The following is an 18,293-nucleotide window of genomic DNA, read 5'->3' on the forward strand; positions in this document are numbered from 1 at the left end:
TACATCTACAATTTACATATTTGGGTAGTTTGGACCACCGCCACCTTCTGGAACGACCCAGTTGATGTTTTGTGCAGGATCTTTAATGTCGCAGGTTTTGCAATGCACACAGTTTTGCGCATTGATTTGGAACTGCTTTTCACCCTCTTTAACGACAATCTCATAGACGCCAGCAGGGCAGTAGCGCTGTGCAGGTTCGTCATAGAGCTTGAGGTTTTGCTTCAGCGGGATGCTGGCATCGCCCAGTGTTAAATGCACCGGCTGGTCTTCTTCGTGGTTGGTGTTAGAGATAAACACCGACGAGAGCTTATCGAAGCTGATTTTGCCATCAGGCTTCGGATAAGCAATCGGTTGATGGAAAGAAGCCAAATCCAGTGTTTTGTAATCTGGTGTGGTGTCATGGATGTTGAATGGCAGTTTGCCATCGAACAGGTTTTGTTCGACAAAGTTGTACGCCGCACCCATTAACGTGCCCATACGATGCATGGCGGCGCCAAAGTTGCGTGACTTGTACATCTCTTCGTAGAGCCATGAGGCTTCGAACTTGTCGATATATTCGGTGACTTCATCGCCACCAGTACGGCCGGCTTTCAGTGCATCGAAGATGCCTTCAGCAGCAAGCATGCCCGACTTCATTGCGGTGTGGCTCCCTTTGATCTTGGAGAAGTTCAAGAAGCCCGCGTCATCACCAATGAGCAAACCACCTGGGAAAGTCAGCTTAGGCAGTGAGTTCAAGCCGCCTTTAACTACAGCGCGCGCGCCGTAAGAAATGCGTTTGCCGCCTTCAAGGTATTTTTTCAGCACAGGGTGGTGTTTCAGGCGCTGCATCTCATCAAATGGCGAGACATAGGGGTTGCTATAAGACAGGTCGGTGATCAGGCCAAGCGAGACTTGATTGTCTTCGGCGTGATACAGCCACCAGCCGCCCGTTGAGCCAGACTCGCTGAGTGGCCAACCAGCGCCGTGCATGACCAAGCCGGCTTCATGCTTGGCAGGATCAATTTCCCACAGCTCTTTAATGCCTAAACCGTAGTGTTGTGGGTCGGCATCTTGGTCAAGCTTGAAGTGGTTGATGAGCATTTTGCCCAAGTGACCACGGCAGCCTTCGGCAAACAGTGTGTATTTAGCTAATAGCTCATAGCCTGGGGTGTACGAACCTTTGTGCTCGCCGTTCTTGCCAACGCCCATATCGCCAGTAGCGATACCTTTGACAGCGCCTTTTTCATCATAAAGCACTTCGGCAGCAGCAAAGCCAGGGAATAAATTCACTTCCAGTTCTTCAGCTTTTTCGGCCAACCAACGCACGACATTGCCAAGGCTAACGATGTAGTTGCCTTCGTTATGCATGGGCTTAGGAATGGCCCAGCCCGGCGTTAAAATAGCTTTCTCTGGGCTGATTAAGAAGTGCACTTCATCTCGGGTGACTTCGGTTTTCAGCGGTGCGCCTTCTTCTTTCCAGTTTGGAAAGAGTTCATTCATGGCACGTGGTTCAATGACGGCGCCGGACAGGATATGAGCACCGAACTCGGAACCTTTTTCCACGACGCAGACAGAAATTTCGTGGCCGCTCTCAATACTGAGTTGGCGCAAACGGATAGCGGCGGACAAGCCAGCTGGGCCGCCACCTACGATGACGACATCAAATTCCATCGCTTCTCTTTCCACGATGTTCTCCTTGCAATGAACCCATAACGGGAAAAATAAATCGCGAGCTGTAGACTTAACTCACCTAACAAAACCCATCTAGTATAAAAGCCGAGGCAAATCAGGCCAAGTAATTGCCACACAAATAAGCAGGTTTTGTCTGATTTCTGTGTAATCTAGGCTGAAAATAGAGGTATTTATGCACAATAACGAAAAGCCACCGAGCGACAGCAAAATTTTAAGCAATCCTCTAGCCATCGCTGATCAAATTGGCACTGGTGGTGGCAAGAGCAAGCTGCCGCCAATTCACCTGTGGAATCCGCCATTTTGCGGCGATATCGACATGGAAATTCGCCGCAATGGCGATTGGTTTTACCAAGGTTCGCGTATCCAGCGCCCGGCCTTGGTGCGGCTATTTAGCACAGTCATGCGGCGCGAAGATGACGATGCTTATTATCTGGTAACGCCCGTTGAGAAGGTGCGTATCCGCGTTGAGGATGCGCCGCTGTTTGTCGTGGCGTTAGAGGTTTTAAACGAGGAAGGTGGTCAATCCTTGCAGTTTACGACGAGTACTAATGATGTCGTGATTGCCAGCGCTGAGCATCCAATTACCGTAGTGCATGGCGACGATGGCCCTGTGCCATATGTGCATGTGCGCGACCGTTTGACGGCGATGATTAGCCGGCCGGTGTATTACGAATTGGTGGCGCTGGGGCATGAGGTTGCTGAGAGCGGTGATGCCGCCCAGCACACGTTAAACGTAACGAGTGCTGGGGTCGACTTCAGCCTAGGCAAGTTTTAACAAGAGGCGGCCGCGTTATGCGGCAATAATCAGACGCACTGCCATTAGTTGCATGCTGACATCACGCAGTGCCTGCTCACCGGCCGCCACGCGATCACGCTGCTGAGTAACTTCCGCCTCACGCACCGACGGGTTGATTTTCGCGAGTGCCTGCAAGCGCTGAAGTTCGCTGTACTCAAGCGTATGCCAAGCCACTAGCGCTTGTTCACGTAGGCTATCTAGCACGGCTTCGGCAGCGGCATCGGCGCTGCTGACGAGCTTTTCTGCTTCAGTGCGATGCGCTTTAATCACACTTCGAGCTAGTTTGGCATCGGGCACATCGAGCTGTTTACCTAAGTTAGCGGCACTGACTTGGGCGGCTAGGTTACGGCCATTGATATCCGCCAAGATACGCAGTGGTTCATGGCCCAATACGCGATCTAGCGCTAAGTCGCGGCGGGCGAGCACGCTAGGCTGATACCAAGCTTCTAGCAGCATGGTGCCGGGCTTCACCGATTTATTACGCAAGACAGCTACTTGCACCATGCCCTGCGTGTGCGTCGCCATCCAGTCGAGAACGCCTTGCACCATGGGATGTTCCCAGGTCAAAAAGTGCCAATCTTCATGCGCCAAGGCCAAATCACGATCGGCGCAGACTGTCATGCCGTCAGGATCTAAGCCAGGGAAGGCATCAATCAGCTGGTGTTCGCCAGGCTGTAAGATCCAGGTGCGAGGTTGGCCTTGGTCATCGACATGGACGCCAAACGCTTCCCAAGCGGCAAGCATGAGCTCATCTAAGCGAGAGTCATTGTCTTGCGTTTTAAGTGCTTCGACTAGCGGCTGAGCAATGTCTTGCCGACATGATTGCAGCTCCAATAAGCGATCACGACCACCGGCTAGCTCAGCTTCAAGCAGCTCACGCTCAGCGCGTGCCTCAATAATTAGCTGATCGAGTTGCTCTTCCGAACCGCTAGGGCGTAGCAGTGGCTTTAGGTCGGCGATAAAGGATTCATGCACGTTTTGCGCCGTGGGTGAGCATTGCGCAAACACATTCAATGCCTCTCCATACCAGCGGAATAGTCGTGCCTGAGCTGAGCCTGCCAATAACGGCACATGCAAGTTAATCGTTTCGGTCTGGCCAATACGATCGAGTCGGCCTATGCGCTGTTCAAGTTGATCTGGGTTATCGGGCATATCAAACAGCACAAGATGATGCGCGAACTGGAAGTTACGGCCTTCCGAACCAATTTCCGAACACAGCAAGATCTGCGCGCCCATTTCCGGCTCGGCAAAATAGGCCGCGGCACGGTCGCGCTCGAGCAAGTTCATGGCCTCGTGGAAAACGGCCGTGCGAATGCCTTCACGCAGACGAAGATGCGTCTCTAGAGCTTCAGCAATTGCGGCGGTGCGAGTAATCAATAGGCATTTATCGCGGCGATGGCTTTTTAGCCAGCCAGTAAGCCAAGACACTCGTGGGTCTTGCTCAAGGAAGGTTTCTTCATCGACACGCGTCTCAGGCCAAATAGCGCCTTTCGCTAACCACGGCGCATAACATTCGGGTGTATCTAGCAGCACTGGATGGCTGGCGCGGGCAGGAAAGCCACCAACTGCGGCGCGTGTATTGCGAAATAGCACACGGCCTAAGCCATAGCGATCGAGCAAGGCATTTAAGGCTTGCTTGCGACCAGTTTCAGTTGATAAATCTAGAGTTAAATCAGCTAGTTGCGTAGATAATACTTTCGATTGCTCAGCATTTAACTGGTTATCGAGTAGGGCATCGGCCAAGGCGCGAGTTTCATCCCACTGCTCGTGAGCATCCATAAACTCATCTAGCGATGGATAACGTGCCGGATCGAGCAACTGCAGTCGCGCAAAATGGCTTTCGACGCCGAGCTGCTCGGGCGTGGCCGTCAACAATAATAGGCTCGGCACAACAGCTGCTAAAGCCGCAACGGTGTCGTATTCGACGCTGCTAGCCTCAGGCGACCAGGCCAGATGGTGCGCTTCATCGACCACGAGCATGTCCCAAGGCGCATTTAATGCCTCGGCTTGCAGCAAAGGGTGGTCGGTAAGCAGAGATAGCGGCGCAATAATCAGCTGCTCACTGGCAAATGGATTGTCGCCCACCTCAGCCATGGCCGCGCAACGCTCAAGGTCAAATAAGCTAAAGGCGAGATTGAAACGGCGACGCATTTCCACCAGCCATTGGTGCACAAGGCTGTCTGGCAGCAAAATCAGCACACGTTCAGCGCGGCCTTGCACGCGTTGGGCATGAATGATTAAGCCGGCTTCAATGGTTTTACCCAAGCCGACTTCATCAGCTAAAAGCACGCGCGGGCTTAGACGGTTAGCGACACTATTAGCCACCGATAATTGATGCGGAATAAGGCCAACACGCGCGCCAGCCAATCCACGAACGGGGCTGCGGGCTTGTTGCAAACGCTCACGAAGCGCAGCTTGGCGCAGAGCAAACCATGCGCGCGAATCGACTTGCGCTGCCAGTAAACGCTCACGAGGCCGAGATAGATGCAGCTGTGCCGATAGACGAGCTTCCATCAGGCGCTTTTGCACGCCTTCAGCGTTAATAACGTCGTAGCTAAGCAAGCCATCTTGCGCAACGACGTGCTCGACTGACCACGGCTGCTCATCGCTGTCGTTGATTTTATCGCCAACCATGAATTGGATGCGGGTGAGCGGGGCACTGAGCTTGGCATAGACACGAGTGTCATCGGCGCAGGGAAAAAATACCGTCATGGCACGGGCATCTAAGTCGACAACAATGCCTAAGCCTAACTCTGGCTCGGTGTCTGAAATCCAACGCTGACCTACAACTAAATCATTTTGTTTCATGTGTTTAGGGCTTACTCATCAAGTGTTAAATAGAAAGAAATTGCTCGGGAATTTCGAAAAACATGGTGCGGCCATCACTAGGATGGGCAAAGCCAAGTTCACAAGCGTGTAGGCAAAGCCGTGGGCTACGTGCCTGCCATTGATTGCTGGCATAGAGTTGGTCGCCAACAATGGCGTGACCAAGAGTGCATAAATGTAAGCGTAACTGGTGGGTGCGACCGGTTATCGGCTCTAGGGAAATCAGGCTAGTGTCATCTCGCCGTTGCAGACATTTCCAATGCGTTTGAGCTGGCTTTCCTGCTTCATAATCAACCACTTGCCGCGGCTTGTTATCAGGGTCATAACGCATGGGCCAAGACATAGTGCCAGCATCTTCGCCGACAACTCCGGCCACTAAAGCAACGTAGCGCTTATGGATGCGGCGCTCTTGAAATTGAATGCCCAAGGCCCGTCGAGCCGCACTATGGCGGCCATAAACCATTACGCCAGAGGTGTCTCTGTCGAGTCTATGCACGGCAAAAATATTGGGATCTTGTGTTTGTAGGCGGGTAAGCACGCTGTCGGTTTTATCTTGGCCTAGGCCAGGAACCGAGTGCAAGCCAGCAGGTTTTTGTACCACGACGCAGTCGGAATCGACGTGCAATAGCAATAGCCCAGGGCAGGTCAACGAGGTATCGGAGGACGTGGTGGGCTTATTCATGGCGCGGATTATACGCGAACTTAGCTATCACCCGCAGTGAAAATTAACTGGACCGAGGTAAATCGCTGCAGAATTTAGCTTAAGCGAGCTGATATTGACGAATTAAGCGCTCACGATGCTTGGGTAGGCCGTCGTGCAATCACCGTGCCTTTGATTCATAGCTGTAACTATGGCAAAGATAGCCAATAAATCGTCATTTATAGCCAAGTTAATCTGTTTAATAGCGCTGTTCATGGCAAGATGCGGACATGAGCATAGAAAAACAACAAATGCCGGCTTTGCATCCTGTGTATGCGCGACTGCTATGCGCCGAACTGCAGCGACAAGGTCTTAGCACTGCTGAAATAGTTGGAAACACAGGCCTTAGCTGGGCTTCACTGCATGATCAATCTGACTGGCTCAGCATCAATCAAATGCAGGCTTTGGTGAGCAGGGCAGTTGAGCTAAGCAAAAATGCAACTCTCGGAATGACTGTCGGCTTAAACACTCAAGTGACGGCACATGGCGCGCTCGGTAGTGCAGTCGCATCATGCGCGACATTAGCCGATGCACTGATGTTAATTGAGCGCTACGCCGTGCTCCGGCAATCCATTGTGTATACGAAAACAATTACGCAGGGGCAGTTTGCTGGGCTAATTGTAAATGAACACTATATGCCTGAGCCTTTGCGCCAGTATTTGCTCCTGCAATTAGTTGCAGGTTTGCTACGCCTTGTGGATACCGTCACCGGCATGAGCATGGCGACAGCTTTACGAATCGAATGGCCGTTTCCACGCCCCATATGGTCTGATCAGCTCAAAGCTATCGCTGCAGATAATAGCTTCTCGGCAGATAAACTGACGGTATTGCTGCCTGCATCTGTCATAACGCTGCCAAGCTTAGCTGCCGATGCCCATACCTATGAGCTCGCAGTGCTAGAGTGTGATCGCCAAGCACAGGCTTTGCAGCATGGCGGACAATGGTCACAACGTGTAAAAACCTATTTAGCACAGCATTTGCTGCACGCGCCAAGTTTGGCCAACACTGCAGAGGCTTTTAATATGTCGTCACGTTCATTGGCGCGTAGGCTGCAGCAAGAGTCTACGCGTTATCAGCAACTTATCGATGCTGTTAGATTTGATGAGACCTGTGTGAAGCTGCGCCTCAATTCACAACCTATTAATACGATAGCGATGGCAGTAGGTTTTCAAGATGCGAGTAATTTTAGTCGTACTTTCATGCGTTGGGCGGGCATGACGCCGCGCGAGTATCGTTTGCAGTATTGCCCTGATACTGCAACAAAAACCGCCCTCAAAGAGCCAATATAACGATGCGTATAATTTATATTATGTTAAATATAAGAACAATCTGCCTATGTTTTGGGCTATTAGGCTCAACATCTGCACTGGCTTCTGCACTCACGATCACGCCAACTGAGTTTCCACTGACTAACCCATTTATGTCGACAATTGCTGGCACGCCGGCATCATTACAGCCAAACCAGCTACCCGAAGACAAATACATCGATCAAGATGACTATAAGCTCAACATCCGACCTGAGCGCGAGTTTGGATTGCCGGATAGCTTCTGGGCGGTTAAAAAACTGCATTATCGAATCGCTCGCCAGCCCAAGGCCGCACCGCTAATTTTCATCATTGCAGGCACCGGTGCGAACTACAAAAACGACACCATCGAGTTTCTAAAGAAAGTCTTTTATAGCCGTGGCTATCACGTGGTTCAGCTATCCTCGCCAACAAGCTATGACTTCATTGCAGCGGCATCACGGTCAGCCACGCCAGGCATCAGTAGCGAAGACGCCGATGACTTAATGCGCGTGATGACGGCTGTTTTAAAAGATAACCCAACACTGGACTACACCCGGATAGACCTTGCCGGCTACAGTTTAGGCGCCCTTCATGCAGCGTTTATTGCCGCCGCCGATGCGAAAAAACCAGAGTTTTACTTTCAACATATAGCGCTGCTGAACCCACCCGTTAGCGTGCTGCGCTCAACGCAACAGCTCGATAAGCTGGTGCAAGCCGATGTACCTAAAGCGAAAGGAAAAGATGGCTTTTTTGAGTTAATTTTCAGCAAACTATCTCGGTTTTTCTACGAACAAGGCAGTGTTGAGCTATCTGAGGCGATGCTTTACGACTTTCAACGCTCATCAGAAGCACTTAATAACGAAGAAATGGCCATGTTAATTGGCAGTGTGTTTCGTTTTGCCGCCGCCGACATCGTTTTTACTAGCGATGTCGTCAATAAGCGCGGACAAATCGTGCCCATCGATGCCGATTTGAGTGAATCTAGCAGCCTAACGCCCTACTTCAGGCGCTCGCTGTTTTGCGACTTTGCCTGCTATGTGAAGCTGCAATTACTGCCCTATGTGCAAAAAAGTCAGCCAGATCTTGATATTCGCCATTTAGACAATATCAGCGGCCTAGCTTCTATTGCCGACTACCTCCGCAGTGCCAAAAATGTGCAAGTAATCACTAACGCCGATGACCTAATTTTACAGCCCGTAGACTTCGCTTTCCTACACACAACGTTTGGCGACAGACTCACTGTATTTGATCATGGCGGCCACTTAGGCAACATCAAATACATCCCTTATGTTGAGCAAATGATGAGTACTTTCAATGACTAATATGCTCATTCTAAACACCGCAACAACACTTGCGCGCGGCCTCTTTTTAGCCAGCTTGCTTTGCAGCCAGCTCGCCTCGGCTGATGAAGCACTTAGCAGCTACCCGCAAAGCCCGCTAGAGTCTTTACGGTTTGTGCCTAGCGATCATCAAATAATCTTTGAGCGCTCTAGCTTGGTTGCACTAGCAGTTAAAGACCCTTGGGAAGCAGTTAATCGCCGTATCTACCACTTCAACCAACGCGCTGATGAGTATGTTTTGCTGCCTATAGTGCGAGGTTATCGCTTTGCCCTCCCCTCATTTGTGCGCAGCGGCGTTCACAATGTTTTCAATAATCTAGGCGATGTCACTAATCTGCTAAACAGCATTTTGCAGCTAAAGCCGAAGCGAACAGCAACGACAACAGGCAGATTATTGCTGAACACAACACTAGGCATTGCAGGAATATTTGATCCCGCAACAGCGATTGGCTTGGCGAGGCAAGAAGAGGATTTTGGGCAAACGCTAGGCTTTTATGGCGTCGGAGCAGGCCCATACGTCATGCTGCCCTTGCTCGGCCCATCAAATTTGCGTGATGCCAGTGGGCGTCTTTTTGATGTCGGTGCCAGCACGCAGATAAACTTCATCAATAGTGCAGACATCAAACAAGACTATCTGGCGCTCTACGGCTTGCAAATCACCGATGAGCGCGCAAATACAGCCTATGAGTATGGTTCACTGAACACACCATTTGAGTATGAAAAACTGCGCTATGTTTTTCAAAAGGCACGTGAATTACAAATCGAAGATTAAGGTTGTTGCAGAGCCTTTAGGCCACTCCAAGTGAACTTATTCATTAGCTCAATGACTTGCTGCTTGGGGACATGTGGGTTCTGTAGCCACCATTTTGCAATTTGCTCACCTGCTCCCGAAGCTCCGTGGGCAAATGCTTCACAGCTTTCAATATCAATGCCTTTAACGACACCGAAAAGTAATTGTGTGATTTTCTCAACGGTCAAAAAGCGTAATCGTGACGCCTCATCAGAAGCGGTGCCAGCAATAGCAGCGCCACCACCAAATAACAAATGCCAAGAGGATCGATTTTCCTCTACAAATGTGAAGTATCCTTCAACTGATGCCTGAAGGCGCCCTTCAAGTGTTGATAGGTCTTTTGCCGCATCTACAAGGTGCTGATCAAGTGATTCACGGGCGCGGCGAAGGCATGATAGATAGATGCCATCTTTCGAGCCAAAATGATTATAGACGATCGGGCGAGTTACCCCAGCTGCAGAGGCTATATCCTCCATCGAGGTGCCTTGGTAGCCATGCTCAATAAATAGCTGCAAGGCGACATTTTGTAGCTGCTGCTCGCGCTTAGCACGCGGCATGCGACGGGCCTTAGGCTTGATGTTAGTTGGAAGTTCCATTTCCGCAACGGCTGCTGCGCCCTGCTCAGTAAAAGGCATGTCGTACCATACTCCTTGTAGTATGCACAGAGTATACATAAGTACATGTGGTTACGACAGTGGTACAAACCAGTTTAAACGGCTGCGTAGTTTTACGACCTCACCAACAATAATTAAGGTTGGGGCGGGTAACGGCTCATTCGCCAACTTATCCTCAATAGTTTTCAGCGTGCCGATAACAACGCGTTGATCAGGTGTCGTACCTTTAGAAATCATCGCTACTGGTGTCGTTGCTGCTAAACCGTGAGCTAACAATTGCTCACGGATAGGTCCTAAGCTAGTTAACCCCATATATAGCACAAGAGTTTGGTTTGGATGCACCAGTTCGGCCCATGGCAAATCTGGCGTGCCATTTTTTAAATGACCGGTAACAAAGCGCACTGATTGAGCGTAATCGCGATGGGTCAACGGAATACCAGCATAGGCTGAGCAGCCACTAGCGGCGGTAATACCAGGTACAACTTGAAAGCTAACGCCAGCCTCGCTGAGCTCTTCGATTTCCTCGCCGCCACGGCCAAAGATGAATGGGTCGCCGCCCTTTAAGCGGCAGACACGTTTACCTTCTTGCGCCAAGCGCACGAGTAAGGCATTGATACCTTCCTGCGGTAAGGCATGGTCGGCGCGTGCCTTGCCGACATATATGCGTTCAGCATCGCGGCGACATAAATCCAAGATGGGCGCCGACACCAATCGGTCATAAACCACGACGTCGGCCTGTTGCATCAGCCTTAGCGCCTTGAAAGTAAGTAGGTCAGGGTCACCAGGGCCAGCACCAACCAAGTAGACCTCACCTGCCCCGCGCTGATCTGGGTTAGCAATTGCTTGCTCTATTACTGTTCGGGCTTCATCGACGCGGCCTGAAAACACTAACTCTGGCATGCTGCCATCGAGCTGTGTTTCCCAAAATAAGCGCCGCGCGGAAACATCAGGAAAGCGCACTTTTGCCTTATTGCGAAACTCGCCTAGAAGCTCGGCCAAACGGCCATAGGCAGCAGGAATCATCGATTCGATTTTGCCGCGCAATATGCGTGCGAGGACTGGCGATACGCCATTGCTTGAGATGCCGATGAGTAAGGGCGATCTATCGACAATGGCGGGGAAAATTACCGTGCACAGTGCTGGCGCATCGACGACATTGACCGGAATGCCGCGGGATTGAGCATCAGCGGAGACTTGGGCGTTGAGATCGAGCTTGTCTGTGGCAGCAACCACTAAAATATTGCTCTCGATGTCGCCGCTATCATAGCCTCGCAGACTCACTCGCCCGCCATGCGCCTCCACGGCCTCTCGCAAAGCCGGTATGACCTCTAATGCAACCAGATGAATGCGGGCGCCAGCGCGTAGCAAAAGCGAGGCTTTGCGCTGGGCAATTTCGCCGCCACCAACCAATAAGCAAGGTTTATCTTTTAAGCGAAAGCCCAGCGGCAAAGTATCCATCAAGCATTAGCACTCAAGCGTGTTAATCCACCCATATACGGCTGCAATACGGTAGGAATACGAATGCTGCCATCGGCCTCTTGATAGTTTTCTAGCACTGCAACCAAGGTGCGGCCAACGGCAAGGCCAGAGCCATTAAGTGTGTGCAGTAAGTCCGGCTTACCGGTTTCAGGATGGCGGTAGCGGGCTTGCAGACGGCGAGCTTGGAAGCTGGCGAAGTTCGAGCACGAGGAGATTTCACGATAAGTCTGCTGACCGGGCAACCACACTTCTAAATCATAGGTTTTACAGGCGGAAAAACCCATATCGCCGCCGCACAGCAGCATGGTGCGATACGGCAGCTCCAGCGCTTGCAAAATAGCCTCAGCATGACCAACCAACGTTTCTAAGGTGGCATCGCTATCTTCGGGGCGGACAAACTGTACCAGCTCAACCTTTTCGAATTGATGCTGACGAATCATGCCGCGCGTATCACGACCGTAAGCGCCAGCTTCACTGCGGAAGCAAGGTGTATGCGCAACATAGCGCTTAGGCAACTCATCGACTGGGATGATTTCATCGCGATGTAAATTGGTCACCGGCACTTCGGCGGTCGGAATCAAAAACAATTCGCGCTCGCCCTGTAGCTTGAATAGGTCATCGGCAAATTTAGGCAACTGACCGGTTCCTTGCAGGCTTTCGGCATTAACTAAATACGGTACATAAACTTCGTTATAGCCGTGCTGATCAGTGTGAGTGTCGAGCATAAACTGCGTCAACGCGCGGTGCAGCCTAGCTAATGGGCCAGTGAGCACGGTAAAACGCGCGCCGCTGAGTTTGCTCGCGCGTTCGAAATCCATGCCGAGACTTGAGCCTAAGGCGACATGATCTTTCACTTCAAAGTCGAATGTGCCCGGTGTGCCCCAGCGGCGAATTTCTGCATTGTCATCTTCGCCTTTGCCTGCTGGCACAGACTCGTGCGGCATATTTGGTAAGCCCAGCGCTAAGGCCTGCCAAGTTGCTTGGACTTGCGACAGTGCCTGCTCAGCCTCAGCTAAGGCGGTGTTAATGGCTTCCATTTCAAGCTGCAGTGCATCGGTGCTTTCGCCATTGCGCTTAGCCTGACCAAAGCGCTTAGAGCCAGCATTACGCTCTGCTTGCAAACGCTCAGCGTCCAGCTGTAACTGCCGGCGCTGCTGCTCAATAGCCTCTAATTCAGCGCTCGCAAGCACGACATGGCGCTTGGCTAATGCTGCGGCAACAGCGGCTAAATCATTACGCAGTAGTTTCGGGTCCAGCATGGCAGCATCCTGTTAATACATTAATCAATGGGGTCGTCTTCGCCGCGCTTCCAGCCACTGGCGGCATTTAAGTCGTTTAAGCGTGCGAGTTTAGCCTGAACTTTTAGCTCTAAGCCACGCGCCACAGGGTGGTAGAACACCTGCCCCGCTAGATTTTCGGGCAAATAGCGTTCGCCAGCCACAAAGGCTTCTGGAAAGTCATGGGCATAATGATAATCGAGACCGTGGCCTTGCTGCTTCATTAAAGCAGTTGGCGCGTTACGTAAATGTTTCGGCACCGGCAATGAGCCATGGCTAATGACAGCGGCTTTAGCGGCTTTCCAAGCACCATAAACAGCATTACTTTTCGCTGCGATGGCCAAATAAGTTACCGCTTGCGCCAATGCCAACTCGCCTTCGGGCTGGCCTAGGCGCTCAAGCGCCTGCCAAGCCTCAAGCGCGAGCGTTTGCGCGCGCGGGTCTGCCAGGCCGATGTCTTCGCTGGCCATGCGCACCACACGGCGGGCGATATAGAGCGGGTCGCAGCCGCCATCAATCATTCGCGCTAACCAATACAGTGCACCTTGCGGGTCGGAGCCGCGCACGGACTTATGCAGCGCTGAGATTTGATCGTAGAAATCATCACCATGTTTATCGAAGCGGCGTGCGCTACCTTGCAAGATGTCATTGAGGCCGCTGTCATCAAGTAGGCCGTTGCTGTCGGCCAAATCAGCTGCGATATCGAGCAGGTTTAGCGTGCGGCGCGCGTCACCATCTGCAGCATGAGCAATGGCATGCTTTTGCTCAGAACTCAGCTTTAACGTGCGATTGGCGAGGCCATCACGATGTGTAAGCGCCTGCTCGATAAGCTGGAGCAGGTCATCGTGCGTCAGGCTCTTCAGTACGTAAACACGAGCTCGAGACAGCAGCGCTTTATTGAGCTCAAACGAAGGGTTTTCGGTAGTGGCGCCAATGAAAATCAGCGTGCCATCTTCCACATGCGGCAAAAATGCGTCTTGTTGCGACTTATTGAAGCGATGCACTTCGTCGACAAAGAGCACCGTGCGCTGCCCCTGCTGCTTGTAAAACTGCGCCTCTTCAATGGCAGCTCGTATCTCTTTTACGCCTGAGAGCACGGCTGAGATCGCAATTAAACGGGCATCACAGGCACTACAGAGCAGACGCGCTAGTGTGGTTTTACCAACACCAGGCGGCCCCCAGAGAATCATCGAATGCAGTTGACCGTGCTCGATAGCCTCGCGCAATGGCCGCCCACGCGCTAAGACATGGGTCTGGCCAATGTAGTCGGCCAGCGACTGCGGCCTAAGCCGAGCCGCTAATGGCGCAAACGAGGGCTCATCGATCACGTTTATTCACGAATAATGTCAGTGCCAGCAGGCGGCGTGAAGGTAAAACGCTCATCGCTCAAGGTGACATTACGCTTGGCCTTGAAAAACGCCACTTCAGTGCGCTGATTGCCAGCATCAAGCAAAGTCATCGACTGTGGCAGATCACCTTTGAACGACAAATTCAGCTCAGTAAATAAGCTGTCCTTAGCACGCGGGCTGAGATGAAAAGTGGTAATGGCGCCATTTTGGCTTTGGCGTACGCTGAACTGCTTGGCAAGCATAGCGGCATCGCCAGTAAACAATAACGCAGGAGTTTCACCCCAAGCCTCGCCTAAGGGACGAATCATCAACTGGGCTAAGTCGGGATCATAAATAAACACTGACGTGCCATCGGCCACGATGAGTTGGCTAAACGGCTGCTTCACTTCCCAGCGAAATTGGCCTGGTTTGCGTGCTTGCAAGGTGCCGGTAAGAATCTTATCTGCAGCGCCACGACTTTGCGTGGTTTGAGTAAACTCGGTGCTTAGCGTTTTTAATGCCTTTAAGCGAGTCGATAGTGCCGCACTCGCTGCCTTCTCTTGCGCCGCAGTTTGTGCAGGTTTAGCAGCTACCGCAGCAGCAGGAGCAGGAGCAGTCGCTTTTGCCAAGCTAGCATCGGCTGCGACAGCAGCTGTGCTAATGCCAGCGGCCAATACACTCAGGACAAACAGTGATTTTAAAACGGTCATATCAAATCCTTTAATCGCGATGAGGAACGATGATTTCGCGTTGACCATTGCTTTGCATTGGCGACACCACGCCCGCGTTCTCCATGGCTTCAACCAAGCGCGCGGCGCGGTTATAACCAATTTTGAACTTACGCTGCACAAACGAAATCGATGGGCGGCGCGTTTCCAACACAAAAGCCAATGCTTCATCGTAAAGCGCATCTTGCTCGGGATCACCGCCAACATCATCGAAGCCGCCAAAACCGCCTTTGCTGCCGCCCTCACCCTCAGAGCCGCCGTCTAAAATGGCATCGATATAGTCGGGCTCTCCACGAGCGCGCCAGTCTCCACAAACGCGGTGGACCTCATCGTCGCTGACAAAGGCGCCGTGAACTCGTTCAGTTAAGCTCGTGCCGGGCGGTAAAAACAGCATATCGCCATTGCCTAGCAGCATTTCTGCACCGCCTTGATCAAGGATGGTGCGTGAGTCGATACGTGACGACACTTGGAAGGCAATTCGCGTTGGCACGTTGGCTTTAATCAAGCCGGTAATCACGTCTACTGATGGTCGTTGCGTGGCCAAAATTAAGTGAATACCGGCTGCGCGGGCTTTTTGTGCAATACGCGCAATCAGCTCTTCAACCTTCTTGCCAACAATCATGATCATGTCGGCAAATTCGTCGATAATCACGACAATATAGGGCAACTTGCCGAGATCTGATGCTTCCTCTTCAAACACATTTTCGCCAGCTTTCCATAACGGATCTTTAATCGGCTCGCCAGCAGCAATGGCATCAGTAACTTTCTTGTTATAGCCGTCGAGATTACGCACGCCAAGCTTAGACATCAGCTTATAGCGGCGATCCATCTCGGCCACACACCAGCGCAAAGCATTGGCGGCATCTTTCATATCGGTGACAACAGGCGTTAGCAAATGCGGAATTTTGTCGTAGACCGACAATTCCAACATTTTCGGGTCAATCATGATTAGGCGCAGATCTTCCGGTGTGGCTTTAAACAGCATCGATAAAATCATCGCGTTCACGCCCACTGATTTACCCGAGCCGGTAGTACCCGCGACCAATAAGTGCGGCATGCGCGCGAGATCAGCAACGATGGGGTTGCCAGCGATGTCTTTGCCTAGCGCCAAGGTTAGCGGGCTGGATTTACCCTCATAAACACTAGAGGTCAAAATCTCTGAGAGCCGCACCATTTCACGATCTTGGTTTGGTACTTCAATGCCAACAACGGATTTGCCCGGAATCACCTCAACCACACGCACCGAAATCATTGCCATGGCGCGCGCTAGATCTTTGGCAATATTGGTTATTCGCGCAACTTTCACACCTGCCGCCGGTTGAATCTCAAAACGCGTAATAACTGGGCCTGGCTGTACCGCGACCACAGTGGCATCGACATTAAATTCTTTCAGCTTAATTTCGAGTAAGCGCGACATGCCCTCTAGCGCTTCTGCGCTATAGCCCTTACCAATCTGCACTTCAGCCGGGTCAAGCAAGTCCATCGAAGGCAATGTGCCTTCGCCAGGTGGTGGCGCAAATAATGGCCGCTGCACTGGTATTTTCTTCGCCACCTTGACCTGAGCCGCAGGAGAAATAGTAATTTCACTGCGCACACGCGGCACTTCATTTGCTACGGCCTGCGTTTCAGGTGTGGCACGCATTTGAGGCACATGACGTGGAGCCATTGCTGTAGTTGGATTTTTCGGCTCACTGCGCAAACGCTGCCACAGCGAGGCTATAGCAGCGACAAAGCTTTGACCTAGCCAAAACAATCCGCGGCCAAGAAGTTCGCTAGCCCTGCCCCATGCAAAGCCTGTTGCTGCGGTAAATGTCACCAGAAACAGCACAATTAAAATCAATGTGCTGCCTAATAAGCCCGTGGCATGCCACATGCTCGAGCCTAGAACCTGCCCGATAACACCACCGGAAGCATTTTCGAGGCCGTAATCGGGTGCGATAAAATGAATATGTCCAAGCGCCGCCAATGACAATAACGCCACTACCCATGCCACCACTTGTGGCATGCCTACCAATGCACGCGAAGGCCGCCACCACAAAATAGCCACACGCCAGAGCATCAACGCCGGAATGGCATAGGCCAAGGGGCCAAGCAGAAAACCTAGATAGTCGGCCAAATGAGCGCCAGCACTACCAGCGGCATTGTGCAAAGGCGCGCTGCCAACGTGAGTCCAAGCACTGTCTTCCGGTGAACGCGTAATCAGTGCCAACAGAATAAATACTGCTAAAACTAACCAAAATATAGTTTGCACATCTCGGCGACGTAGGGCGTTGATGGCCAATTCACCCATGGGCATTTGTTGAGCATCGTTGCGTTGGGCGTTTTTTGACGTGTTATCAGGCAATGGCTTCGGTCTCGTTGAGCGCATTGGTGTTGGCGCTCGCTATAAAAGTGATGGGCCATTGTAACCGCACCACACCAAGATGCCATGCTTGCTATACTGAGCGACGATTTTTTCCTCAATGCATTTTGGAGCTAGCATGGCACGCGTACATCACCGCTTAATTATTCTTGGTTCAGGCCCTGCCGGCTATTCGGCAGCTGTTTATGCTGCTCGCGCTAATTTAAACCCTGTGGTGATTACTGGCATGCAAGCCGGCGGTCAGCTCACCACCACCACCGAAGTCGATAACTGGCCGGGCGATGTTGAAGGCTTAACCGGCCCAGCGCTGATGGAGCGTATGCAACGTCACGCCGAGCGCTTCGGCACCCAAGTATTATTTGACCATATCAATGCCGTGGACCTGAAAACTCGCCCTTTTGTGCTTACTGGCGATAGCGGTGAATACACCTGCGATGCCCTCATCATTGCCACTGGCGCATCGGCTCAGTACCTAGGCTTGCCTTCTGAAGAGGCGTTCATGGGCCGCGGCATCAGTGCTTGCGCGACTTGCGATGGCTTTTTCTATCGCGGCCAACGCGTCATGGTCGTCGGCGGCGGCAATACCGCTGTCGAAGAAGCACTGTATCTGTCCAATATCGCTGAGCATGTCACGCTGGTGCATCGCCGCGATAAAGTGAAATCAGAAAAAATCCTGCAAGATCATCTGTTCGAGAAGGTCAAAGCCGGCAAAATCTCCATTATTTGGAATCATGCTTTAGAAGAAGTCTTAGGCGATGATGGCGGCGTTAATGGCGCTCGCTTGGTATCGGTCAATACCGCTGATGGCCGCGATGGCATCCAGCAGGATGTTGCTGTCGCCGGCATCTTTATTGCCATTGGCCATATACCCAATTCCGATATTTTTGCCGGCCAAGTCGATATGAATAATGGCTATGTCCGTATTCGCAGCGGCATCGAAGGCAATGCCACGGCGACCAATGTGCCGGGCGTATTTGCTGCTGGTGATATCGCCGATCACGTCTATCGCCAAGCCATTACCTCGGCCGGCGCTGGCTGCATGGCTGCGCTCGATGCCGAGAAATACCTCGACGCTCTTGGCAACTAAAAACCAGCG

13 protein-coding genes and 2 pseudogenes are annotated in these 18,293 nt (G+C 51.9%); 5 read left to right on the top strand and 10 right to left on the bottom strand.

All coding sequences use genetic code 11. From position 1 onward, the window contains the following. Positions 1–12: 12 nt before the first annotated feature. Positions 13–1,650 carry an electron transfer flavoprotein-ubiquinone oxidoreductase gene (locus ACFQ0F_RS04030; protein WP_379072094.1) on the bottom strand — a complete coding sequence of 546 codons (1,638 nt, stop codon included), beginning with the start codon at positions 1,648–1,650 and terminating at the stop codon, positions 13–15. Positions 1,651–1,843: 193 nt separating this feature from the next. Here ACFQ0F_RS04030 and ACFQ0F_RS04035 point away from each other — a divergent pair, with 193 nt between their 5' ends. After that, the gene (locus ACFQ0F_RS04035) at positions 1,844–2,446 is read left to right on the top strand and encodes a DUF1285 domain-containing protein (protein ID WP_340674678.1); all 603 of its coding nucleotides are present in this window, start codon (positions 1,844–1,846) and stop codon (positions 2,444–2,446) included. Positions 2,447–2,461: 15 nt separating this feature from the next. Here the strand turns inward: ACFQ0F_RS04035 and rapA are convergent, their stop codons facing one another. Both rapA and ACFQ0F_RS04045 read right to left on the bottom strand, forming a co-directional pair. Beyond that, positions 2,462–5,275, bottom strand: coding sequence for an RNA polymerase-associated protein RapA (gene rapA / locus ACFQ0F_RS04040; protein ID WP_379069376.1), 2,814 nt, complete (start codon positions 5,273–5,275; stop codon positions 2,462–2,464). A gap of 25 nt (positions 5,276–5,300) precedes the next feature. Further along, a complete protein-coding gene (locus tag ACFQ0F_RS04045; protein ID WP_379069379.1) occupies positions 5,301–5,975 on the bottom strand; it encodes an RluA family pseudouridine synthase in 675 nt (224 codons plus the stop codon). 248 nt (positions 5,976–6,223) lie between these two features. On the opposite strand from ACFQ0F_RS04045, the gene ACFQ0F_RS04050 reads away from it, so the two are divergent. The 3 genes from ACFQ0F_RS04050 to ACFQ0F_RS04060 are packed head-to-tail and all read left to right on the top strand — an operon-like array spanning position 6,224 to position 9,391. After that, on the top strand, positions 6,224–7,282 hold the full coding sequence (locus tag ACFQ0F_RS04050; RefSeq protein WP_379069383.1) for an AraC family transcriptional regulator: 1,059 nt from the start codon (positions 6,224–6,226) through the stop codon (positions 7,280–7,282). Positions 7,283–7,284: 2 nt separating this feature from the next. Beyond that, positions 7,285–8,601, top strand: a complete 1,317-nt coding sequence (locus ACFQ0F_RS04055) for an alpha/beta fold hydrolase (protein WP_379069386.1) — start codon at positions 7,285–7,287, stop codon at positions 8,599–8,601. Then, the gene (locus tag ACFQ0F_RS04060) at positions 8,594–9,391 is read left to right on the top strand and encodes an MlaA family lipoprotein (protein ID WP_379069389.1); all 798 of its coding nucleotides are present in this window, start codon (positions 8,594–8,596) and stop codon (positions 9,389–9,391) included. The genes ACFQ0F_RS04055 and ACFQ0F_RS04060 overlap by 8 nt, the downstream gene beginning before the upstream one ends. On the opposite strand, the gene ACFQ0F_RS04065 is transcribed toward ACFQ0F_RS04060, so the two are convergent. From ACFQ0F_RS04065 to ACFQ0F_RS04095, 7 genes and pseudogenes are all read right to left on the bottom strand, one after another. Beyond that, on the bottom strand, positions 9,388–10,044 hold the full coding sequence (locus ACFQ0F_RS04065) for a TetR/AcrR family transcriptional regulator (RefSeq protein WP_340674684.1): 657 nt from the start codon (positions 10,042–10,044) through the stop codon (positions 9,388–9,390). The genes ACFQ0F_RS04060 and ACFQ0F_RS04065 overlap by 4 nt on opposite strands. Positions 10,045–10,095: 51 nt before the next feature. After that, a complete protein-coding gene (cysG, locus tag ACFQ0F_RS04070; protein WP_379069392.1) occupies positions 10,096–11,481 on the bottom strand; it encodes a siroheme synthase CysG in 1,386 nt (461 codons plus the stop codon). After that, a complete protein-coding gene (serS, locus tag ACFQ0F_RS04075; RefSeq protein ID WP_379069395.1) occupies positions 11,481–12,761 on the bottom strand; it encodes a serine--tRNA ligase in 1,281 nt (426 codons plus the stop codon). The genes cysG and serS overlap by 1 nt, the downstream gene beginning before the upstream one ends. Before the next feature lie 20 nt (positions 12,762–12,781). Further along, positions 12,782–14,107 carry a replication-associated recombination protein A gene (locus tag ACFQ0F_RS04080; protein ID WP_379069398.1) on the bottom strand — a complete coding sequence of 442 codons (1,326 nt, stop codon included), beginning with the start codon at positions 14,105–14,107 and terminating at the stop codon, positions 12,782–12,784. Between the two features lie 2 nt (positions 14,108–14,109). Beyond that, complete coding sequence (gene lolA / locus ACFQ0F_RS04085) at positions 14,110–14,817, bottom strand: outer membrane lipoprotein chaperone LolA (RefSeq protein WP_379069401.1); 708 nt, start codon at positions 14,815–14,817, stop codon at positions 14,110–14,112. A 10-nt stretch (positions 14,818–14,827) separates the two neighbouring features. Then, positions 14,828–16,330, bottom strand: a pseudogene (locus ACFQ0F_RS04090) (DNA translocase FtsK); the annotation flags it as partial. 282 nt (positions 16,331–16,612) lie between these two features. Further along, positions 16,613–17,203 (bottom strand): annotated as a pseudogene (locus ACFQ0F_RS04095) (DNA translocase FtsK 4TM domain-containing protein); the annotation flags it as partial. 112 nt (positions 17,204–17,315) lie between these two features. On the opposite strand from ACFQ0F_RS04095, the gene trxB reads away from it, so the two are divergent. Beyond that, positions 17,316–18,284: a thioredoxin-disulfide reductase gene (gene trxB, locus ACFQ0F_RS04100; RefSeq protein WP_340674690.1), complete on the top strand. Its 969-nt coding sequence runs from the start codon at positions 17,316–17,318 to the stop codon at positions 18,282–18,284. The last annotated feature ends 9 nt before the right edge of the window (positions 18,285–18,293 follow it).

The organism is Paraperlucidibaca wandonensis, from assembly GCF_042677145.1.
Taxonomy (GTDB): domain Bacteria; phylum Pseudomonadota; class Gammaproteobacteria; order Pseudomonadales; family Moraxellaceae; genus Perlucidibaca; species Perlucidibaca wandonensis.